20 protein-coding genes are annotated in these 22,314 nt (G+C 61.1%); 2 read left to right on the top strand and 18 right to left on the bottom strand.

The features are described 5' to 3' along the window. Positions 1-8 precede the first annotated feature (8 nt). From pdhA to RLCC275e_RS09110, 5 genes are all read right to left on the bottom strand, one after another. On the bottom strand, positions 9-1,055 hold the full coding sequence (pdhA, locus tag RLCC275e_RS09130) for a pyruvate dehydrogenase (acetyl-transferring) E1 component subunit alpha (protein WP_012757327.1): 1,047 nt from the start codon (positions 1,053-1,055) through the stop codon (positions 9-11). Between the two features lie 145 nt (positions 1,056-1,200). Beyond that, positions 1,201-1,521: an FtsB family cell division protein gene (locus RLCC275e_RS09125; RefSeq protein WP_003559098.1), complete on the bottom strand. Its 321-nt coding sequence runs from the start codon at positions 1,519-1,521 to the stop codon at positions 1,201-1,203. A gap of 136 nt (positions 1,522-1,657) precedes the next feature. Continuing rightward, positions 1,658-2,932 (bottom strand): phosphopyruvate hydratase, encoded by a 1,275-nt coding sequence (eno, locus tag RLCC275e_RS09120; RefSeq protein ID WP_033182549.1) that lies wholly within the window; start codon positions 2,930-2,932, stop codon positions 1,658-1,660. Positions 2,933-3,069: 137 nt separating this feature from the next. Then, positions 3,070-3,915 carry a 3-deoxy-8-phosphooctulonate synthase gene (kdsA, locus tag RLCC275e_RS09115; RefSeq protein WP_033182548.1) on the bottom strand — a complete coding sequence of 282 codons (846 nt, stop codon included), beginning with the start codon at positions 3,913-3,915 and terminating at the stop codon, positions 3,070-3,072. Beyond that, positions 3,912-4,808, bottom strand: a complete 897-nt coding sequence (locus tag RLCC275e_RS09110; RefSeq protein WP_033182547.1) for a VOC family protein — start codon at positions 4,806-4,808, stop codon at positions 3,912-3,914. The genes kdsA and RLCC275e_RS09110 overlap by 4 nt, the downstream gene beginning before the upstream one ends. Positions 4,809-5,005: 197 nt before the next feature. On the opposite strand from RLCC275e_RS09110, the gene lexA reads away from it, so the two are divergent. Continuing rightward, positions 5,006-5,725 (top strand): transcriptional repressor LexA, encoded by a 720-nt coding sequence (gene lexA, locus RLCC275e_RS09105; protein ID WP_003559089.1) that lies wholly within the window; start codon positions 5,006-5,008, stop codon positions 5,723-5,725. Here the strand turns inward: lexA and RLCC275e_RS09100 are convergent. Then, positions 5,706-8,138 (bottom strand): ComEC/Rec2 family competence protein, encoded by a 2,433-nt coding sequence (locus tag RLCC275e_RS09100; protein ID WP_033182546.1) that lies wholly within the window; start codon positions 8,136-8,138, stop codon positions 5,706-5,708. The two genes, lexA and RLCC275e_RS09100, sit on opposite strands and share 20 nt — an antisense overlap. Before the next feature lie 290 nt (positions 8,139-8,428). Here RLCC275e_RS09100 and gltA point away from each other — a divergent pair, with 290 nt between their 5' ends. Beyond that, the gene (gene gltA, locus RLCC275e_RS09095) at positions 8,429-9,718 is read left to right on the top strand and encodes a citrate synthase (RefSeq protein WP_003559084.1); all 1,290 of its coding nucleotides are present in this window, start codon (positions 8,429-8,431) and stop codon (positions 9,716-9,718) included. Positions 9,719-9,752: 34 nt separating this feature from the next. Here gltA and lpxB read toward each other — a convergent pair whose 3' ends face one another. The 12 genes from lpxB to tsf all read right to left on the bottom strand — a co-directional run bounded on the left by lpxB (position 9,753) and on the right by tsf (position 22,086). Then, positions 9,753-10,931: a lipid-A-disaccharide synthase gene (lpxB, locus tag RLCC275e_RS09090; RefSeq protein WP_033182544.1), complete on the bottom strand. Its 1,179-nt coding sequence runs from the start codon at positions 10,929-10,931 to the stop codon at positions 9,753-9,755. Then, entirely contained in the window at positions 10,928-11,809 is an 882-nt protein-coding gene (locus RLCC275e_RS09085; RefSeq protein ID WP_003559080.1) for an LpxI family protein, read from the bottom strand. Before RLCC275e_RS09085 ends, lpxB begins: the two co-directional genes overlap by 4 nt. Before the next feature lie 3 nt (positions 11,810-11,812). Further along, positions 11,813-12,631: an acyl-ACP--UDP-N-acetylglucosamine O-acyltransferase gene (gene lpxA / locus RLCC275e_RS09080; protein WP_033182543.1), complete on the bottom strand. Its 819-nt coding sequence runs from the start codon at positions 12,629-12,631 to the stop codon at positions 11,813-11,815. After that, a complete protein-coding gene (gene fabZ / locus RLCC275e_RS09075; protein ID WP_003539296.1) occupies positions 12,628-13,095 on the bottom strand; it encodes a 3-hydroxyacyl-ACP dehydratase FabZ in 468 nt (155 codons plus the stop codon). Before fabZ ends, lpxA begins: the two co-directional genes overlap by 4 nt. Then, a complete protein-coding gene (lpxD, locus tag RLCC275e_RS09070) occupies positions 13,088-14,152 on the bottom strand; it encodes a UDP-3-O-(3-hydroxymyristoyl)glucosamine N-acyltransferase (protein ID WP_033182542.1) in 1,065 nt (354 codons plus the stop codon). Before lpxD ends, fabZ begins: the two co-directional genes overlap by 8 nt. Before the next feature lie 50 nt (positions 14,153-14,202). Next, positions 14,203-16,542 carry an outer membrane protein assembly factor BamA gene (bamA, locus tag RLCC275e_RS09065; RefSeq protein WP_033182762.1) on the bottom strand — a complete coding sequence of 780 codons (2,340 nt, stop codon included), beginning with the start codon at positions 16,540-16,542 and terminating at the stop codon, positions 14,203-14,205. A 199-nt stretch (positions 16,543-16,741) separates the two neighbouring features. Then, positions 16,742-17,875: an RIP metalloprotease RseP gene (rseP, locus tag RLCC275e_RS09060; RefSeq protein WP_033182541.1), complete on the bottom strand. Its 1,134-nt coding sequence runs from the start codon at positions 17,873-17,875 to the stop codon at positions 16,742-16,744. 27 nt (positions 17,876-17,902) lie between these two features. Beyond that, the gene (locus RLCC275e_RS09055) at positions 17,903-18,733 is read right to left on the bottom strand and encodes a phosphatidate cytidylyltransferase (RefSeq protein WP_033182540.1); all 831 of its coding nucleotides are present in this window, start codon (positions 18,731-18,733) and stop codon (positions 17,903-17,905) included. Next, on the bottom strand, positions 18,733-19,476 hold the full coding sequence (locus tag RLCC275e_RS09050) for an isoprenyl transferase (RefSeq protein WP_033182539.1): 744 nt from the start codon (positions 19,474-19,476) through the stop codon (positions 18,733-18,735). Before RLCC275e_RS09050 ends, RLCC275e_RS09055 begins: the two co-directional genes overlap by 1 nt. Before the next feature lie 37 nt (positions 19,477-19,513). Next, entirely contained in the window at positions 19,514-20,074 is a 561-nt protein-coding gene (gene frr, locus RLCC275e_RS09045; RefSeq protein WP_003559065.1) for a ribosome recycling factor, read from the bottom strand. A gap of 266 nt (positions 20,075-20,340) precedes the next feature. Next, positions 20,341-21,063 carry a UMP kinase gene (gene pyrH, locus RLCC275e_RS09040; protein ID WP_003539289.1) on the bottom strand — a complete coding sequence of 241 codons (723 nt, stop codon included), beginning with the start codon at positions 21,061-21,063 and terminating at the stop codon, positions 20,341-20,343. Positions 21,064-21,159: 96 nt separating this feature from the next. Continuing rightward, positions 21,160-22,086: a translation elongation factor Ts gene (gene tsf / locus RLCC275e_RS09035; RefSeq protein ID WP_003559063.1), complete on the bottom strand. Its 927-nt coding sequence runs from the start codon at positions 22,084-22,086 to the stop codon at positions 21,160-21,162. Between the last annotated feature and the right edge of the window lie 228 nt (positions 22,087-22,314).

Below are 22,314 nucleotides of genomic sequence, written 5' to 3'. Positions count from 1 at the left end.
CTCCCCGATTAGAGCAGAATGTCGGTATAGAGTTCGGATGCATCCGGCTCCGGATCGGCCTGGGCGAAATCGGCGCTGTCGGCGACGATATCGCGAACATCCTTGTCGATCGCCTTCAGATCGTCTTCGGAAGCCCAGCCCTTTTCGACGAGGCGTGCCTTAACCTGTTCGATCGGGTCATGCTCGGAGCGCATCTTCTGCACTTCGTCCTTGGAGCGATACTTCGCCGGGTCGGACATCGAGTGACCGCGATAACGATAGGTCAGCATTTCGAGAATGATCGGGCCCTTGCCGGAACGGCAATGCTCGAGCGCCTCGTCGGCCGCCGCCTTGACTGCGCGGACGTCCATGCCATCGACCTGAATGCCGGGGATGCCGAAACCGGATCCGCGAAGCGAGTAATTCGACTGCGCGGTGGCGCGGGCGGTCGAGGTGCCCATGGCGTAACGGTTGTTCTCGACGATATAGACGATCGGCAGCTTCCAGAGAGCAGCCATGTTGAAGCTCTCGTAGACCTGCCCCTGGTTGGCAGCGCCGTCACCGAAATAGGCGATGGAGACATTGTCATTGCCGCGGTAGCGGTTTGCGAAGGCAAGACCCGTTCCGAGCGAGACCTGGGCGCCGACGATGCCGTGACCGCCGTAGAAATGCTTCTCTTTCGAGAACATGTGCATCGAGCCGCCCTTGCCGTGGGAATAGCCGCTGCGGCGCCCGGTCAGTTCCGCCATAACGCCGCGCGCTTCCATGCCGGTTGCCAGCATATGGCCGTGGTCGCGATAGGCCGTGATGACCTGGTCGCCATCCTTCTGCGCCATCTGCATGCCGACGACGACAGCTTCCTGACCGATGTAGAGGTGACAAAAGCCGCCGATGAAGCCCATGCCGTAAAGCTGGCCGGCCTTCTCCTCGAAGCGGCGGATCAGCAGCATCTCGCGATAAGCCTTCAGCTCTTCATTGCGATCGAAGTCGGCTACCGGGCCTCCATTCGATGCTTTGGCTGCCGGTTTTGCTGCAGTTTTGCGGCTGGAAACGGTCGCGGTCTTTCGCGGCGCCATTCAACCCTCCCTATGGGTTTGTCGTTTCTTGGTGGCGCGTACCATAGGGAAGAAATATGACCACAGCAATGCCATAATTGCATGGCTCGTATTCGGTGCTAAATTATTGGAAAAACTACGAAAACTACAATTAACCTGTTTCCGGTTAATTGGAATAGTGGTTGAATACGACGATCTCGTCGGCGCGCGACATATTGAGCTGATAACGCGCTTTCTCGTCCAACATATCCTTGTCGAGCGAGCCGTCACTCAAGAGCGCGACCTGATTTTCCAGATGTTCGCGCTTCGCCTTCAAGACTGCAAGCTCTTTTTCACGCGCCACACGCTGATGCTCGAACGCCTCCGTCGCGCGCAGGCCGTAATCGCCATGAATGCAATGATAACCGAAATAGGAGAGGAAGGCGACCGTCATGGCCGGAATGACGAAGCGACCGATCTTTCTCTTCTTATGATGCTTTGTCCACATACACGCATGCTCTTGAACGCATTACCAATTCGTTCAATCTAACGCGCAGAGATTAACCGTTCGTTGACTCTAAAAAACGGGCAACAAAAAACCCGCGCCGGGAGGCGCGGGTCAAGCCGTTGAAAATCAGATCCGATCAGCCGCGAATGATCGACCGGCCGGCATACTGGGCCTGCGGGCCGAGGCCTTCTTCGATACGGATCAGCTGATTGTACTTGGCAAGACGGTCGGAACGCGACAGCGAGCCGGTCTTGATCTGACCGCAGTTGGTGGCAACAGCGAGATCGGCGATGGTCGAATCTTCGGTCTCGCCGGAGCGGTGGGACATGACGGCGGTATAGGCCGCCTTGTGCGCCGTGTTGACGGCATCGAGCGTCTCCGTCAGCGTGCCGATCTGGTTGACCTTGACCAGGATCGAGTTGGCGACGCCCATGCGGATGCCGTCGCGAAGACGGGCGGAGTTGGTGACGAAGAGATCGTCGCCGACGAGCTGGGTCTTCTTGCCGGCCAGGTCGGTCAGCGTCTTCCAGCCATCCCAGTCGTCTTCGGCCATGCCGTCCTCGATAGAGATGATCGGATACTTGGCGGCGAGCTCGGCCAGGTATTCGGCCATGGCGCCCGATTCCAGCGTGCGGCCTTCACCTTCGAGTACGTATTTGCCGTCCTTGAAGAATTCCGTCGAGGCGCAGTCGAGGCCGAGGCACATGTCGTCGCCCGGCTTGTAGCCGGCTTTCTCGATCGACTTCATGATGAAGTCGAGAGCTTCCGGCGCGCTCTTCAGGCCCGGTGCGAAGCCGCCTTCGTCGCCGACATTGGTGTTATGGCCCTGCGCGGCAAGTTCCTTGCGCAGCGTGTGGAACACCTCCGAACCCATGCGCACGGCTTCGGCGATCGAATCGGCGCCGACCGGCAGGATCATGAATTCCTGGAAATCGATCGGGTTGTCGGCATGGGCGCCGCCGTTGATGATGTTCATCATCGGCACCGGCAGCAGGCTGGCGGAAGCGCCGCCGACATAACGGTAAAGCGGCAGGCCGGACGCCTGGGCAGCAGCCTTGGCGACGGCGAGCGACACGCCAAGGATGGCGTTGGCGCCGAGACGCGACTTGTTCGGCGTGCCGTCCAGCTCGATCATGATGTTGTCGATCTGGATCTGGTTTTCGGCGTCGATGCCGCCGATCGCGTCGAAGATCTCGGTGTTGGCGGCTTCGACCGCCTTTTCGACGCCCTTGCCCAGATAGCGCTTGCCGCCGTCACGCAGCTCGACCGCCTCATGCGCGCCCGTCGAGGCGCCCGAGGGGACGGCCGCGCGGCCCATGCTGCCATCTTCGAGATAGACATCGACTTCGACGGTGGGGTTGCCACGGCTATCGAGAATCTCGCGGGCGATGATATCGGTGATTGCAGTCATGGGTTCTTCCTGCTCGGTGGGTGATAAATGGTTCGAAACCTGTCTTAGTCGAAGGCGTGCAAATTACAATGCTGCAATAGCCTTCGCACCAGCGTTCGGATTTGGCCTATAGCACGATCATGTCAGACTGTTGAACGTCAAGCCTTGGCGACCGCATCGAAGGCGAGCAGCTTTTCGAGAAGCCGCGGCATGTCCTTGAGATAGACCATGTTCGGGCCGTCGGAAGGGGCATTGTCGGGGTCCTGATGGGTTTCGACGAAGACGCCGGCAATACCGGCAGCCACTGCTGCGCGCGCCAGGGTTTCCACGAATTCCCGCTGACCGCCGGAGGAATCGCCCTGCCCGCCCGGCTGCGCCACGGAATGGGTGGCATCGAAGACAACGGGCGCGCCCATCGCCGCCATGATCGGCAGTGAGCGCATGTCGGAAACCAGCGTATTGTAACCAAAGGAGGCGCCGCGCTCACACAGCAGCACGTTCGGATTGCCGCTGGCGTTGAGCTTCTTCAGAACGTTCTTCATATCCCAGGGAGCAAGGAACTGGCCTTTCTTGACATTGACGACGCGGCCGGTCTTGGCGGCGGCGATGAGAAGGTCGGTCTGGCGGCAGAGGAAGGCAGGGATCTGCAGGACATCGACGACCTTTGCCACCTCCGCGCATTGCTCGGCGGTATGAACGTCGGTCAAGACGGGAAAGCCGAATTCCTTCTTGAGGTCGGCAAAGACCTCCATGCCCTTTTCGATCCCGATACCGCGTTCGGCCGACAGCGAGGTGCGGTTCGCCTTGTCGAAGGAGCTCTTGTAGACGAGGCCGATGCCGAGCTTGCCGCAAAGCTCCTTCAGCGTGCCGGCAACCATGAAGGCGTGGTCGCGGCTCTCCATCTGGCAGGGACCGGCAATCAGCGACAGGCGGCCGGTATTGGAAAAGGTGACCTGGCCTTCGCCTTCACCGATCCTGACTTCGGAATTCGTATCAGTGCTCATCGTGTTTCCTCGAAGGCGAAGAGCGTGCCCTGCCCGGGCGCGGGCTTCACCAGAATGCGATTGTTCTTGCGCGCGTATGTCACCCCGTTAGCAGCCAAATGCGCTTCTGTCACGGCAAGATCGGCCACAGTGAAGAGGATTGCCCGGCCGCGCAGGCCGCGATCTGCGGATGATCCGGAGATGTCGAAATAGGCCTCCAGCCCTTCCGGCGTCATCAGGTTGATTTTTGCATTCGACGCCGCGATATTGACGCCGAAACCGGTTTTCTCGACTGCCGATTGCGCCACGGCGAAGCTGACGAAGGCGGCGAAGGCGGCCGGTTCCGGCGCGCAAAGCGCGATCTCGACTATGCCGGTGACGCCGTTGGCATGCGTCTCCAGCGCGGCGCGGTCGGCCGGTAGCGGATTGACGCGCTCGACGGTAAATAGCAGGAGATCAGGCGCGCGCAGGTCGCCGGCAAAAGCTAGCTTGAAGCCGGCAATCGTCTCGGTACCGTCCGGCATCGTCATCGGCCGGGTGAACTGCAGAATCTCTCCGGCGCTCGATCCGTTGCCGACGAAATTCTGATGATCGATGCCGGCATCCTTGCTGCCGAAAGCCAGCCCCGAAAGCCCCTCCGCGCCGCAGCGGAAGCGGAACGCCCGGTTGCGGGCGGTGAAGACATTGCCTTGGCGCGCCGATGCCTCGCTCTCCTCGACACTCGCAATCCCGAGCGGCTCCAGATAGGTCTTGTCGGCGAAGAAGACGCAGGCATTCTCCGTTCCGAAGGGATGGCGCGCATCGGCGGCAACGGTGAAGCCGAGCTTGCCGAGCCTCTCGCGCGCCAAATTGATATTGACGACCGGCAGTACGACATGATCCAGCGGGTGCGGTTTGGCGGAATGCTCGTTCATGATATCCCCTCTCCTGAGACGGCAGAGATGTGTGAGAGTGCCGCCCAAGGCAAGACTTGTTTGCCAATCCGGCGAATGAAAATAAAAATCTCAACGAGTTGGCGCCAAGTTTTACGGAAATTTAGCTACTTGCGGAACACATATGGAACATATAGTGTCTGTTCTGGATTTGTTTCAATCACGAGGTCACAACGTCGATGCTCACGCGCAAACAACAGGAGCTTCTCCTTTTCATTCATGAGCGCATGAAAGAATCCGGCGTTCCGCCATCTTTCGATGAAATGAAGGATGCCCTGGACCTCGCCTCGAAGTCCGGGATTCATCGCCTGATTACGGCGCTCGAGGAGCGAGGCTTCATTCGCCGCCTACCGAACCGCGCCCGCGCGCTTGAGGTCATCAAACTTCCGGAGGCCTACAGCCCCAGCATCCAGCCGCGGCGCGGCTTTTCGCCGAGCGTCATCGAGGGCAGCCTCGGCAAACCTCAGCCGATCGCCTCCCCTGCTCCCGCAAAACCCGTCGCCGACAACGGCAACTCGGTCTCCGTGCCGGTCATGGGGCGAATCGCTGCCGGTGTGCCGATCTCGGCGATCCAGAACAACACCCACGACATCGTCGTTCCGGCCGACATGCTCGGTTCCGGTGAACATTATGCGCTGGAGGTCAAGGGCGATTCGATGATCGACGCCGGCATCTTCGACGGCGACACCGTGATCATCCGCAATGGCAGCACCGCAAGTCCTGGCGACATCGTCGTTGCTCTCGTCGACGATGAAGAGGCGACACTGAAGCGCTTCCGCCGCAAGGGTGCCTCGATCGCGCTGGAAGCGGCCAACCCGGCTTACGAGACCCGGATTTTCGGGCCGGACCGCGTCAAGGTGCAGGGCAAACTCGTCGGCCTCATTCGCCGCTATCACTGACATCGGTTAGGCCGGATTCGGTAAAGCTGTTGCTGCGCCAGTCATAGGCGCGATGGCGCATCCATGGTCGCGACAATGCGTCGAATGCGGTTGCGACCTCCAGGCCGGCGTCCGTGAAGCGCAACTCGACGGATCCGGCCCTGCGCAGCGTCTCGCCGGTGAAGAGCGTCGCACCTGAGCGGCAGCTGTTGAAACGCAGGCGGACCGACGTCACGATGATATCGGCCGCGTCGCATGCCGGGCCGAGATAGGCGGCATTGTCGATGACAGCAACCACACGACCATTGCCAAGCCTTGATGTGCACCAGGCCTTCTTGACGCAGGAAAAGCGGTTTGCTTCACCGGCCGCTGCGGCCGCCCGCATCGCGGACCTCGCTTCGTTCTGCTGATCGCGGGAAAGCTTGACGCGGTGGTCTTCTCCCACCGGAGGGATAGCAGGACCATCCAGCATCTTCGGCGGGTCATGCTTCGGCAGGACCAGCGCTCTCTGCCACTGGTCGAAGATGAAATCCGGTGGTCTTTCACGGTTGGAAGCCATTGCTGCCGCCTCGACCACCGCGACGAGACTGCCATCCTCCGAAATCACCAGATCCGGCGGCCGGGGAACCGGTAGAAGCAGCAGGATGAGCGTTGCGACCGCGATGATCGATGTGCCGGCATGGCGCAACCGGGTGCGGAGCAGCGTCAGCAGCAGAAAGCCTGCCACGGCGACCGCGAAATACCATGCGGGCAAGCGGCCGACGTCGATATTGCCACCCCAGCCGGACACCGTCTTGGCGACCGCGATCACCAGATCGAGGCCGAATCCGACGACCTTCCAAGGCAAAACGTCCAGACCGAAGGGCATGAGCAGCATCGCCAGCAGGCCGGCCGGCATGATGATGAAGGAGATGATCGGCATTGTCGCGAGGTTTGCCGGCAGGCCATAGGCGGTCAAGCGATGAAAATGCTCGATCGAAAACAGCGCGGTGGAAAAACCACCGATCAGCGAGGTCAGGAAGACGCCGCCGAAGAAGCCCGCAACCGTAACGAAGGGCCTGATGATCGACAGCTTTAGAAAGGCGTTTTCGCGGACGCGCCGGTCCTTCCACAGCTGATAGCCCGATACCAGCGCCAATGTCGCGGCAAAGGACATCTGGAAACTCGGCCCCAAGACCTCGGAGGGTGAAATGGCGAGGATGACGAGCGCCGAGAGCGCGACATTGCGCAGGCTGATCGACGGCCGGTCGAAGAAGACGGCAATCAACATGATGGCCATCATGATGAAAGCGCGTTCGGCAGAGACCGCAAAGCCGGAGATCAGGAAATAGGCGGTGACCGCGATGAGCGCGCCGGCTGCCGCGATCTTCTTCGTCGGATAGGCTTCAGCAATGCCGGGAAAGAGGCTGAGCAGCATCCGGAAGCCGACGAAGAAGATGCCGGCCGACAGCGCCATGTTGAGACCGGAGATGGCGATGATATGAGCCAGACCAGACTGGCGCAGCGCCTCCGTCGTCGCATCCGAAATGGCGCGCCGCTCGTCCGTCACGAGTGCAGCGGCAAAAGCGCCGGTGTCGCCGGGCAGGATCGATCTTATCCGGTCGCCAATGCCGCTGCGCAGCCGGTAGAGCCCTTCAAGCAACGCTTCCACCGTCGATCTGGCGGCCTGCGGACCTGCCTGCAAATCGACCTTGGTCGGCGCACCGTAGAAGAAGCCGTTGGCGCCGATGCCGTCGAAATAGGCACCGAAGGAGAAGTCGTTGAGCTCAGGAAGCGCTGGCCCTGCCGGCGGCGTCAGCCGTGCCCTGCCGGTGATAATGTCACCGATCTCGAAGGCCGCGTCCGCGCCGCGGGCTATCGCGGTTATACGCGCCGGCGGCCGCTTCACCTCCGGTGCCTCCGTGCCGGTGACGGCAAGAATATAGCGCCACCGCCCGCGACCGTCGCCTTCGCGCCGCTCGACGCGGCCGGTCACCGTCGTCGTCACTGATGAATCGAGGATCACGGTCGAAGCCCGCCGGCTCTCGAACTGCGCCGAGACCATGCCGCAGGCCACGAGCGAAAGCGCCATCAGCGTTGCCCGCAACGCCGCCCGGCTGCGGCTGGCGATGAGAACCGCCACGGTCAGCACCAACAGGCAGAGCAGCGATGCAACGAGGGGGAAGTCCGATGCCGCAAGAAACCAGAAGGCTGAGCCGGCGCCGAGGAAGACCGGCGAGAACAGCAGCAGGCGGCCATGGTCCGCTTCTTCGCTCAGCATGCGCATGCCGGCACGCAGCGATTGCGAGGCTGCTGCCGGCAGCCGGTGGCGCCACGGTGTCGCCGACTGCGTCCTTGCCGGCCAAGTCACCACGGCAGGCGGAGAAAAACCGGCGGTGTCGGCAAGGCTGGCGCCTGCTTCCGGCCGCAATTCGACTGTCGTCAACTCCTGCATGCGCCGCCCAAGGTCACCCGCTCAGGCAGGCAGAATGCAACCACCAATCAAATCCGGCAAGCATAATCGATTGAAATATGAGGGAAAATCGCGAGCGCCAAAAGACCAGTCGAATCATCGGCTTCCGATATGCGTGCGGCTCATCGCTGCAGTGCCTAAAAGGTGATACCGCAATGCACAAAATGCCATCACGGTAACTTGGCATTAGCTTCGCGATCATATAGCTATCGGTGAGGACGCTTAACCCCTATGGCGCTTTTATGGCGCCACCGCCATTTCGGAGGATCAGCATGACGGATCAAAGCGCTACAATAAAAATCGGTGACAAGTCTGTCGACCTTGCTGTCAAAAGCGGCACGATCGGCCCGAGCGTCATCGATATCGGTGCCCTCTACAAGAACACGGCTTCCTTCACCTACGATCCGGGTTTTACCTCGACCGCATCCTGTGAATCGAAAATCACCTACATCGACGGCGACGAAGGTGTCCTGCTGCATCGCGGTTATCCGATCGAGCAGCTCGCTGAGCACGGCGACTTCCTCGAGGTCTGCTACCTCCTGCTTTACGGCGAACTGCCGACCACCGTGCAGAAGAAGGATTTCGATTACCGCGTCACGCACCACACCATGGTGCACGAGCAGATGAGCCGCTTCTTCACCGGCTTCCGCCGCGATGCGCATCCGATGGCCGTCATGTGCGGCTGCGTCGGCGCTCTGTCGGCCTTCTATCATGACTCCACTGACATCACCGATCCGCACCAGCGCATGGTCGCCAGCCTGCGCATGATCGCCAAGATGCCGACGCTTGCCGCCATGGCCTACAAGTACCATATCGGCCAGCCCTTCGTTTATCCGAAGAACGACCTCGACTATGCCTCGAACTTCCTGCGCATGTGCTTTGCCGTGCCTTGCGAGGAATATGTGGTCAATCCGGTGCTTGCCCGCGCCATGGACCGCATCTTCATCCTGCATGCCGATCATGAGCAGAACGCCTCGACCTCGACCGTCCGTCTCGCCGGTTCGTCGGGCGCCAACCCGTTCGCCTGCATCGCCGCCGGCATTGCATGCCTCTGGGGGCCCGCTCACGGCGGTGCTAACGAAGCAGCCCTCAACATGCTGACGGAAATCGGCACGGTCGACCGCATTCCGGAATATGTCGCCCGCGCCAAGGACAAGAACGATCCATTCCGCCTGATGGGCTTCGGTCACCGCGTCTACAAGAACTACGATCCGCGCGCCAAGATCATGCAGAAGACGACGCATGAGGTGCTCGGAGAACTCGGCATCAAGGACGATCCGTTGCTCGAAGTGGCGATGGAGCTGGAGCGCATCGCGCTCACCGACGAATATTTCATCGAGAAGAAGCTCTATCCGAACATCGACTTCTATTCCGGCATCACGCTGAAGGCGCTGGGCTTCCCCACGACCATGTTCACCGTGCTCTTCGCGCTCGCCCGCACCGTCGGCTGGATCGCGCAGTGGAACGAGATGATCGAGGATCCGGAACAGCGCATCGGCCGTCCGCGCCAGCTTTATGTCGGCGAACCGAAGCGCGACTACATTCCGGTTTCGAAGCGCTGATTGCTTCAGAAGGAACCTAAAAAAGAAAACCCGGTCAGAAACGACCGGGTTTTTTCTTTTTCAGCACGTCGAGAAGGATCTCGGCGGCATGCTCGCCGGGCGGTGTTTCGGTCTGCATGCGTTGCCAGACGAGATCATAACCCTCGTTCATCGCCTTTAATTGGAACGTGTCGGCCGATAGCCGCTCCATCCAGCGCGCCAGGCTGGCGCCGCGGACGATCTCGTTCAGATATTCCGGCACGACGGCATAATCGGCGATGATATTGGGCAATGCGCCCGTCCACACCTTAATGCGCCGGGCGAGCAGGCGGATAATCCAATCCGTCTTGTAAACGGACACCGTCGGCACGCCGGCAAGGGCGAGTTCGAGGATCACCGTGCCGGAAGCTGCCATCGCCGCATCCGCCTCGGCAAGGGCCTTCCATTTCTGCGCCGGCCCGACCGCCACCTCCGGCGGCGTGGCCCAGCCGGCGACGAGCCCCTTCACCAACGCTTCGTTGTGCGGCACGGTCGGCAGCAGGAATCGCATCGGGCCGTTGCGGGCGACAAGTTCTTTGGCCGCATCCTCGAAAAACGGAAGCAGTTTGGCGATTTCGGAGGATCTTGATCCAGGAAGCATCAGGATCGCCTTGCCGGCTCCCTCGACGGGTGTGCGCATGGCGCGCTGCCGCCGCGCTTCGAGCAGCGCCGGATCGGCGGTCAGGCGATGGCCGACATAGGTGGTCTCAGGCCCGCCGAGCGCACGCATTGTTGCCGGCTCGAAGGGCAGGACGGCGAGCACATGATCGACATAGGCGAGCATGCGCGTGGCGCGATATTCCTTCCAGGCCCAGACGCTCGGACAGACATAATTGACAACCGGCAGATCGGGCAGCGCGGTGCGGACACGTTTGGCGACGCGATGAGTGAAGTCCGGGCTGTCGATGATAAGAAGAATATCCGGCCTTGCGGCGATGATGGCAGCCGTCGTCTGTCGGATCAGGGTATAGAGCTTTGGCAACCGGCTCAGCACCTGGGTGATGCCCATGATCGACAGCTCGGAGAAATCGAACAGGGATCGCAAGCCTTCCGCCTGCAGCCCCTCGCCGCCGACGCCGACGAGCTCCACCGGTCCGCTATGAATTCGCTTCAAGGCGGCGATGAGATCGGCACCGAGCAGATCCCCCGACACCTCGCCGGCAATGACGGCGATCTTCAGCGGCGCCCCGTTCATTCAAGCCCCCATGCCGGGAGGCCGCGGTCGATGCCACAGACGAAGAGCCCAGCCTCATCGGCGGCTTTGATGACGGCGGCGCGATCGAGCACCAGCGAGCGGCCGGCCTCGACGGCGACGCCGGCAAGGCCGGCTTTCCTCGCGTTCAGAACCGTGGAAACGCCGATCGCTGGCAGGTCGGCACGGATATCCTGTTGCGGCTTGCAGAGCTTGACGAGTGCGCCACGGCGGCGCGGCGAGATGCGCCCGGCGGCTCTGAGACCCGCGACACGCTCCAGCATCTCGTCCGTGCCCTCAAGACCCTCCAGCGCGACGATGCGCCCGCCGATGGCGACAGCACCCTGGCCGACATCGAGCCGGCCCAGCATCTCAGCGGCATCGGCTGCGCGCCTGATATCGCGTCGGTCTTCCTCGCCAGGCGCTGCAGCGCCAAGCGGACCGACATAGGCAAGAAGGTCGGGAGCGATCTCATGAGCGCCGACGACCCGGCGGCCGTTTCCCTCGATCAGCCGGATCACCATCTGCAGCACCGTATCGTCGCCGCCGGACAGCAAGGTGCGGATCACGGCCGGCATCTTCATCAGCGTGCGCAGCGTCGGGCGCACCTCGCGCCATTCCGGCCGGCGCCGCACGCTGCCGGACATGACGACACGGCCGATGCCGTAGCGGTTCAAGAGGCCCTCGAGAGCTGCAAAATCGCCGACGCCGATGACGGCATGGTCATACCCTTCCCAGCGCCGGTCGCTTTCGTCCTTCAGCGCGACGATGACGGGATTTTCGCCCGCCGCGCGCGCAGCTTCGGCGACATAGGAAGGCAGAAGGCCGCCGCCGGCGATGATCGCCAGCCGGCCCGCAGCGGTATCGCCGGAAAGAGTCACGGACTAGCCCTTCTGCCCGCGGGTTGGCGAGGACAAGGCGCGGTCGCTGTCGGCGGCGATGAAGTCGAGGATGTGGACCGCCTGCTCGCAATCGGCATATTCTTCGCGGATGGTGGCGGCGTTTTCGCGGACGGAGCCCGGTCCTTCGAAGATCGACTTGTAGGCGCGCCGCACCCTGTGAATGACGGCGCGGTCGACGCCGGCGCGCGTCATGCCGACGACGTTGAGGCCGCTCAGCAGCCCGGGATTACCGTTCAGCATACCGTAGGGAATGACGTCGTAACTCACTGCCGAGAGCCCGCCAACGAAGGCCTGACGGCCGACGCGGGTAAACTGGTGAACGGCCGAGCCGCCGCCCAGGATGACGCGATCTTCGATGACGACATGGCCGGCGAGCATGACGTTGTTCGACATGATCACATGGTTGCCCACCCGGCAGTCATGCGCGACATGCGAATTGGCAAGGAAGAGGTTATTGTCGCCGACGATCGTCTGGCCGCCGAAATCGGCCGTGCCCGTATTCATCGTCACGCCCTCGCGGATCGTGCAATTGGCGCCGACCGTCAGCGTCGTCTCCTCGCCACCGTGATGCACGCTCTGCGGATCACCACCAACGACCGCCATCGGGAAGATGCGTGTGCCCTTGCCGACCACGGTGCGGCCAGTCACGACCGCATGCGACAAAAGCTCGACATTCGCATTGAGGACGACGTGCGACCCGACATGGCAGAAGGGACCGATCTTGACGCCCTCACCGATGGTCGCGCCGTCTTCGACGACAGCCATCGGATGAATGCGGGCGCTTTCGGCGATAGTGCTCATGCCTGATCCTTACGAACGATCATCGCGCCGATATCGGCTTCGGCGACAAGGGCGCCGTCGACCTTGGCGTCGCAATGGAATTTCCAGATATTGCCGCGCTGCTTGTGCTTCCTGACATGGAACTCAACACGATCGCCGGGTACGACGGGCTTGCGGAAGCGCGCATTCTCGATGGTCATGAAATAGACGAGGTTGCCTGGCTGGCCATCCTTCTTGGCACAGATCGCACCCGCAGTCTGGGCCATGCCCTCGATCAAGAGAACGCCGGGCATGATCGGAGATTCCGGAAAATGACCGGTGAAATGCGGTTCGTTCACCGTGACGTTCTTGATGCCGATCGCCGTGTTGTCGCCGTCAATCTCGATGATCTTGTCGACCATGAGAAACGGGTAGCGATGCGGCAGCAGTTTCATGATCTCGATGATGTCAGCCGAAGAAAGCGTTGTCGTGGCTTCCTCAGTCATTTTGCTTGCCTCCAGGTTTCGTCCCGCGCAGCTTCGTCTTTGACATCTGTTGCGCGACATCTCTCAGATAGTCATTCAGCGGGCGCCCAGGTGTACCACCATATTGTCCGCCGGCAGCAAGATCGGTCATGATACCGCTTTGGGCGGCGATCTGCACGCCGTCCCCGATCGTCACATGCCCCTTGATACCGACCTGGCCGCCGATCTGAACGCCATTGCCGATCTTCGCGCTGCCGGCGATGCCGACCTGCGCAACGATGGCGCAATGGCGGCCGATCTGAACGTTGTGGCCGATCTGTACCTGGTTGTCGATCTTGGTGCCTTCGCCGATGACCGTATCGTCCATGGTGCCACGGTCGATCGAGGTGTTGGCGCCGATCTCGACATTATCCTGGATGATCACTCGGCCGATCTGGACGATCTTGATCATGCCTCGCGGGCCCGGCGCATAACCGAAACCATCCTGGCCGATGCGGGCGCCGTTGTGGATGATGACGCCATTACCGAGCAGCGCGCAGAGAATGCTGGCGCCGGCCGCAATCGAACAATCCCGGCCAATCTTGACACTCGGACCGATGATGCAGTGGGCGCCGATGCGCGTCCCTTCGCCGATCTCGGCATGCGCTCCGATGACGGCCAGCGGCTCGACGATCACGCCCTTTTCAAGCTTGGCGCTCGGATCGATCACCGCACTTGGCGCGATCTCGCTTTCACCGGAAAAGACGACCGGGCGCAACGCCGCGGGATAAAACAGGCCGCCCGCCATCGCGAAAGCCGCATGTGGATTGGACGACAGGATGACCGGGATATGGGGGGGTACGAGATCGGCGAGCGCCTTGTCGCAGATCACTGCCGAGGCTTCGCATGTCGCCAGCTCATCGCGGTTACGACGCGACAGGATATAACAGACATCGCCCGCCCGGGCCCGGCTGATGGGGGCAACGGACCTGACGATAAGATCGGCATGGTCGGAACTAGCAAGTTCCGCCCCAAGAAACTCTGCCAGCTCAGCGAGCTTCAGACCTTCATGGGGCAGAAAAAAAACGTTTTGCTCCATCGGCAATGCTCCAGAACGGAATTGAGTCTTACAGTTCCGGACTGCCGATATCAGAATTGGTTGTTGATGCCAAACTTGAAGTTCTGCGTCTTGTCGAAGTCTTCCTTGAGAACCGGGATCGCGTAGTCCAGACGCAATGCACCGAAGGGAGACTGCCAGACGACGCCGACACCGACGGAAGCGCGCAGGGAGGCGTCCTCGCCGTCTATTCCGTCGCCCCTCAGGTCAACGTCGTTGCCGAACAACGTGCCGGCGTCGGCGAAGACCGCGCCGCGCAGGTTGAAGTCGCGCGGGAAGCCGGGCATCGGGAAAGTCGCTTCGGCAGATGCCGTGAAATAAGTCGTACCGCCCAACGGATCGTCGTTGGTGCCCGAAACGCGCGGGCCGATGCCCTTATTCTCGAAACCGCGAATGTCGCCATTGGTCAGCGTGAACTGATCGAAGACGTTCAGGTGCTCGCCGAAACCGACGACATAACCAGCCGAGGCCGAAACCGAGCCAATGATATCGGCATCGTCAGCGAGCAGGCGGTAGTAGCGGGCCTTGCCGTAGATCTTGTAGAATTGCGAGTCGCCGCCGAGGCCGGCAAGTTCCTGCGTCGCCGTGGCGTAGATGCCTTCACGCGGCAAGACTGTGTCGTCGAGCGTGTTGTAGGTCAGCGTCTGCGAGACGGAAGAACGTGTCCACGGGCTGTCCTCAACGAGGTGCTGATATGGAGCGGACAGGTCGGAAAGATCGTTGTTGTCCGCATCATACTTCATCTGCTTGTAGTTATAGCGGAAGGTCGTCGCCAGATCCTCCGTGATCGGCGCAGTGACGCGCAGGACGACGCTGGTTTCCTCGTAATCGTAGTTGTCGTTGCTCGACGTTTCGCTGCGGTTGACGTCGAAGCCTGCCGCCAGGCGATAGCCTAGGAAATAGGGTTCGGTGAAGCTGACGCCATAGGCGCGCGAGCCTTCCTGACCGCCGCCGGCCGAGATGCGGATGTATTGGCCGCGGCCGAGGAAGTTCTTTTCCTCGATCGATGCTTCAAGCAACAGGCCGTCGCCGCCAGCGGCATAACCCGCGCCGACACCGAACGAACCGGTCGACTGATCTTGCACGTCGACGACCACCACGACACGGTCGGGCGAACTGCCCGGCTGGGTGGAGATGTTGACCGAGGAGAAATAACCGAGCGCCTCGAGGCGACGCTTGGCCTTGGTGATCATCTGCTGGTTGAAGGCGTCGCCTTCGCTCATGTCGAATTCGCGGCGGATGACGTAGTCGCGCGTGCGGCTGTTGCCGCGGATCTCGATGCGCTCGACATAGGCGCGCTCGCCCTGGTCGACCAGATATTCGACACCGATCGTGTTGTTGTTGAGGTCGCGGTTGCCGCGCGGCGTGACGCGTGCAAAGGGATAACCGGCAGACGCCACCTGATCGGAGATCGCTTCGATCGACTTCTGCACTTCCTTGGCGTTGTAGACCTGGCCTTCCCGGGTGCGCACGAGCGGCTGCAGCTGGTCGGAGCCGACGCCTTCGACGGTCGACTGGACGGTCACTGGTCCGAAGTCGTAACGCTGGCCTTCCTCGATGTTGAAGGTGAGCGTGTATTTGTTGGTCGCGTCGTCGAAGGTGGCATCGGAGGAGACGATGCGCATGTCGGCGTAGCCGCGATTGTAATAGAACTGGCGCAGCGCTTCTTCGTCGGCGTGGAGCTTGTCTTCGTTGTAGACGTCCTTGCGGGTCAGGAACGACAGGAAGTTCGAACGCTTGGTGTTGATGACGGCAGCCAGGCGGCCGGCGCTATAGGCATTATTGCCGACGAAGTTGATCGAATCGATCTTGGTGCGGTCACCCTCGTTGATGACGAAGGCGAGGTTGACACGGCCCTCGCCGAGCGGCACCACCTGCGTCGTGACTTCGACCTCGCTGCGGCCGGTGGCAGCATAAGCTTCCTTGATCGACTGGATGTCAGCCTGAATCTGGGTGTCGCTGTAGGGACCGGCAGCGTGGGTCTGGACGATCGTCGCGAGCTTGTCGTCCTTGATCTTGCGGTTGCCGTTGAAGACGACCTGATTGACCAGCTGGGCTTCCTGAACGTTGACGACCAGCGTGCTTCCGGAGACCGAGATCTTCACGTCGGAGAAGTAACCCGTCCCGTAGAGCTGCTTGACCGAGGCATCGATATCGCTGTTCGAAAAACTCTTTCCGGGAGCGATGGTGAGGTTCGACCGGACGGCTTCCGCGCCGACACGGCTTGCGCCGCGCACATCGATGCGCTGGATAACCGCGGCCTCAGCGGCCGTAGCGGAAACGAACGTCAAAGCACCTGCGCCCGAAGCAACAACACTAGCAGACAGCGCAACCGCCGATACTGCGTTCAAAAACTTTGAACCAGCCTTCATTTCACCCATTACCTTTTGTTTCCCTCGTCCCCGGTTCCAGGAGAACCCGATTCCGGTCACGTGTGTCGTTTTACCCGCTTTTGACATACAAGCAAGGCAGGTCGTTAATTTCTGTTTACTTCATTTGCAAGCGTGACCCATTCGCCACTACAGCCTTGAAACATCGTAAATAAATAGTAATTATCCTCACCTTGCTCGTTTACCCTCTCAACGAGCCAATGTCGTTCCAGGTCGTGAAAACCATCAATGTCAGTATCATCGCCAGGCCGATGCGAAACGCAATTTCCTGGGCCGAAGAGCCCAGCGGTTTTCCCCTCACCGCTTCCACCGCATAGAACATCAGGTGGCCGCCATCAAGTACCGGAACCGGCATCAGGTTAAGCAATCCTATCGAAACAGAAAGTACCGCCGCAAGCTGCAACACCGCCCCTATTCCAAGCGACGCCATCTGGCCCGACGCCTGCGCCACGCGGATCGGCCCGCCCAATTGATCGGCGCGCATCGTTCCGCTGAAGATGTTGCCGATATATTTGAAGGTGCCGGTGACAATGTCACGGGTCTCGATCACAGCCTCGCGCAGCGACTGTAGCGGCGTATAGGTCTTCAGGCGGAAGTTGCCGACCTCCCGGCTGGTGACGATGCCGATCTGGCCGAGCTCGACCTTGTTGCCGAACTGGTCGGTCGTGTCGACGCGTTGCGGCACCATCGGCACATCGAGCTTCTGGCCGGCGCGCTCGATCGTCACGACGATCTTCTGGCTCGGGCGGATGCCGACGTAGCGGCGCACGTCGTCGAAGGTCTCGACCTTGCCGCCGTCGATGGCGATCAGCAGATCGCCTGGAAGGATGCCGGCGGCAGCGGCAGCGCCGTCGGGCTTGACCTCGGCAACGACAGGATCGGCGATCGTGCGGCCATAGACCGAGAAAAGAATGGTGAAGATGGCGATCGCGAGCAGAAAATTGGCGATCGGGCCAGCCGCGACGGTTGCAGCGCGTTTCCACAGCTTGGCGCCGGCAAAGGAGCGTGCCCTATCCTCCTCGGACATGGCGGCGATCTTGTCGGTGTCGGGCTTGCTCGAAGCATCCTCGTCGCCGAAGAACCTTACGTAACCGCCAAGCGGGACCACCGAAATCTTCCAGCGCGTTCCGTGGCGGTCGGTGAAGCCGAATATTTCCGGACCGAAGCCGACGGAAAAGGCAAGGATGCGAATGCCGCTCCAGCGCCCGACGAGGTAATGGCCCATCTCATGCACGAAGACGAGCAGTGACAGCACGAGGATGAAGGTAACGATGTTCCCCATCAGAAATGCGTATATGCCGCTCACCGTTTCCATAAGTCCCTTCCGTCAGGCTGCGCGTTGTCACAGTCCGAACAATGCCGCGCCGAGCGACGTCATTCCGGCCCCCTTTATCAGGGAAAAAAGCCCAGCAAGCAAGAACGCCGAAAAACAGGCAAAAATCAGTCCGTCGACACGGTCCATGACGCCGCCATGGCCCGGAATGAGACGGCTCGAATCCTTGACGCCGAATTTCCGCTTTATGAACGATTCGAAAAGATCGCCCGACTGGCTGCAAACCGAGAGAACCAACGCCACACCGGCAGCGACGATTTCAGCGCCCGGAAGGAGAAAATGGATGAGAACGACGCCGGCTGCGACCGCCGACACGGCGCCGCCGATTGCACCCGACCAGGTCTTTCCGGGCGAGATCGAAGGGGCAAGCTTCGGCCCGCCAAGCGCCCTGCCAACGAAATAGGCAAGGATATCGGTTGCCCAGACGACGGCAAAGACGAAGAGCATGGCGTAAAGGCCAAGCCGGTCATCGCTTCTGATCGCGGCAAGCGCCAGGCCGGTGGCGCCGGCATAAAACAGGCCTGCCGGAAACCAGCGGCTGGTGCCCTGCAGGATGATCAGGGCGATGCCGACGGCGGTGACGCCGGCCAGCATGCCGGCGGCGAATTCGAAATTGCCAACAAGCACGAGGAAGGCAATCGCCGCCTCGCCGATCCAGCCGACGGCATTGGCGACCCAATCCCGCGCGATGCCTGTTATTTTCGACCATTCATAGTAGATCAGCAGGCCGATCACGACCGCCAGGATACGGAAGGCAAAGCCGCCATACCAGGTGGCGGCAAGAACGATAGCCGCAAGAATCAGTCCTGAAACGATGCGGAGCTTCAGTTCCTGCTGCATCAGGTGCCGACCGCGGCCGCTTGCGAGGACAGGCCACCGAAGCGCCGTTCGCGAGAGGCGAATGTCTCGAGCGCCGAGCGGAAGATCTCGGGGCTGAAATCCGGCCAATATTCCGGAAGGAAGATGAATTCCGAATAGGCGGCCTGCCAGAGGAGGAAGTTGGAAAGCCGCTCTTCGCCACTGGTGCGGATGATGAGATCCGGATCGGGGATGCCGGCCGTATCGAGACGGGCGTTGATCAGCGCGGGTGTAATATCCTGAGCTCTCAGGCGGCCGGCCTCGACATCCCGGGCGAGGCTGACGACGGCGCGGGCGATCTCGTCGCGCGAACCGTAGTTGAAGGCGATGACGAGCGTCAGCGACGTGTTGTCCCTGGTCGTCTCCTCGGCCTCCAGCAAGAGGCTGAGAATGTCGCTGCGCAGGCTGTCGCGGTCACCGATCACCTTGATCCGCACGTTTTGGCGATGAAGCTCAGCGAGATCGCGCCGGATGAAAGCCTTGAGCAGGCCGAGCAGATCGGAGACCTCAGCTTCGGGCCGGCGCCAGTTCTCCGACGAGAAGGCAAAGAGGGTCAGATATTTTATGCCGGCCGCACCGGCGGCGCGGACTGTCTCACGCACCGCCTCGACACCCTTGCGATGGCCCATCGTGCGCGGCAGGCCACGTTGCTTGGCCCAACGGCCATTGCCGTCCATGATGATGGCAACATGCTCCGGCACAGTCACAAATACAGATTCCGACATTTCCCGTCCGGTCTTTCCAGGCAAAGGCACAGATCCACTAGACCTGCATGATTTCCTTTTCCTTCTCGCCAAGCAAGCGGTCGATTTCGGAAATCGTCTCGTCCGTCATCTTCTGTACACGTTCCGACTGCGCCCGGCTCTCGTCCTGGCCGATGACGCCGTCCTTCTCGGCTTTCTTAAGGCCGTCCATGCCGTCGCGGCGGACATGGCGAATCGCCACTTTGCTCTTTTCGGCGTAGTCGTGCGCCACCTTGACGAGCGACTTGCGGCGCTCCTCGTTCAGTTCCGGCAACGGAATGCGCAGGTTCTGGCCGTCGATGATCGGGTTGAGGCCGAGATTGGATTCGCGGATGCCGCGTTCGACGGCACTGACCATCGACTTGTCCCAGACGGAAACCGACAGCATGCGCGGCTCGGGCACGGTGATGTTGGCGACCTGGTTCAGCGGCATGCGCGAGCCATAGGCCTCGATCGTCACCGGGTCGAGGATGTTGGCCGAAGCACGGCCGGTGCGCAACGATGCGATGTCGCTTTTGAATGCGGAAATCGCGCCATCCATGCGGCGCTTCAGTTCCTTGATGTCGATACCTTCACTCATGTCGATGCTCCCGTAGAACGCCGTCGCGATCTTTCAGATTCGCTTGCCGCGCTTTAAGTCCTGGTTTTACGCATGTCGTTATCGCAAAACCGCTGCACACTTTTGCGCGACATGCTCCAGAGCATGATGCCGAAAAGTGTCAGTAGTTTTCGGACGACATCATGCTCTAACTATTTAATGCCGAACATGATTCAGATTTCAGGCCCGCCGGGCCTAAAATCATCAAGTTCTAGCGAGGACTGCGCCGAACAGCGGCGCAGCTTATATCAGTTGTCGGAGACGATGGTCTTGAGGCCACCGCCCGTCAAGATTTCAGCAAAACCACCCTTTTCGTGGATCGAGAAGACGATGATCGGAATGGAATTCTCTCTGGCGAGCGCCACGGCGGCAACGTCCATCACCGCAAGCCCCCTGTCCAGCACTTCCTGGTGCGTCAGCCGGTCGAGACGGGTCGCATCGGGATATTTCTTCGGGTCGGCGGTGTAGATGCCGTCCACCTGCGTGCCCTTGAAGATCGCTTCCGCACCCATTTCGGCGGCGCGGAGTGCTGCGGCGGAATCGGTGGTGAAGAAGGGGTTGCCGGTGCCGCCGGCAAAGATCACCACGCGTCCCATCGACAGGTGATAAAGGGTTGCGCGCTGCGAAAAGCTCTCGCAGATCTCGGGCATGGAGATGGCCGAAAGGACCACCGTATCAATGTTCAGCTTGCGCAGCGAGGTCGCCAGCGCCAGCGCGTTGATGATGGTGCCGAGCATGCCCATATGGTCGCCGGTGACTCGGTCGCCGCCCTTGGACGCCACCGCGACACCGCGAAAGATATTGCCGCCACCGACGACGACGCCGACTTCCACGCCCATATGCCGTGCCTCGGCGATATCGGATGCAATGCGGTCCGCTACCGTCACATCGATCCCGAAACCCTGGCCACCCATAAGCGCTTCGCCGGAGGCCTTGAGTAGAACGCGTTTATAGACAGGCTCTAAAGACATCTTGGCTCCTCGTAAATTGCCGTGAATGCCCGATACACGAAGGGCACCGCGTTGTCACGCGATGCCCTTCGTGTTTTCCCAATTATGGCTGGAAGATCAACCCTTGACGGCAGCCGCGACTTCGGCCGCGAAATCGGTCTCTTCCTTCTCGACGCCTTCGCCGAGCAGAAGACGGGCCATGCCGGCGACTTCGATCGGCGCGCCGACGGCCTTTTCAGCTTCCTTGATGGCGGCTGCAACCGTCAGATCCGGATTGATGACGAAAGCCTGCGAGAGAAGGGCGACCTCCTCGAAGAACTTGCGCATGCGGCCGTCGACCATCTTCTCGATGATATTGTCCGGCTTACCGGAAGCGCGCGACTGCTCGATGAAGACGTTGCGCTCGCGCTCGGCGACAGCGGCATCGACTTCTTCCGGGCGGATCGCCAGAGGCGCGGTGGCGGCGATGTGCATAGCGACCTGACGGCCGATGGCGTTCAGGGCATCCTTGTCACCGGTCGACTTCAGCGCGACGAGAACGCCGAGCTTGCCGAGGCCGTCGGAAACAGCATTGTGGATATAGGTGGCGACGACGCCGTCTTCGACCGAGAGAGCGACCGAACGGCGCAGGTTCATGTTCTCGCCGATCGTTGCGATCGCATCCTTGATCGTGTCGGACACGGACTTGCCGGATGCCGGGTAGGTCGCAGCGGCAACGGCATCGACGGTTCCGTCGGTCGAGACGGCGACCTTGGCGATGCCGCGGACGAGTTCCTGGAAAGCATCGTTACGGGCGACGAAGTCGGTTTCGGAATTGACTTCGACGACGACGGCCTTGGTGCCCTGGCTCGAAACGCCGATGAGGCCTTCGGCAGCGGTGCGGCCGGACTTCTTGTCGGCCTTGGCGATGCCCTTGGCGCGCAGCCAGTCGATCGCCGCTTCCATGTCGCCAGCGGTTTCAGCAAGAGCCTTCTTGCAGTCCATCATGCCTGCGCCGGTCTTTTCGCGCAGTTCCTTCACCATTGCAGCCGTAATCTCGCTCATTAGCTTCCTCTTGTCGGTTCATACGGTGGACCGCAAAGCGCGGCTCGGCACCGGATTGAGGCACGAAATGTACCTGTATGTATGACAGCGTGATGAAGACGCGCCATAACGAAACTTATCGGGCGGAGAGCCTGACGCCCTCCCCTTGAAACAGGCAAGGCCGCCGAACTTCGATGAGTCGCGAGCGGCCTTTCCCAGTCTCTGCAAGCCCAGTCTCTGTAAGCCTTG

The sequence above is a fragment of the Rhizobium brockwellii genome (assembly GCF_000769405.2).
GTDB classification, from domain to species: domain Bacteria; phylum Pseudomonadota; class Alphaproteobacteria; order Rhizobiales; family Rhizobiaceae; genus Rhizobium; species Rhizobium brockwellii.
Note: the sequence above shows the minus strand (reverse complement) of the source record. Positions and strands in the feature narration are given on the sequence as shown.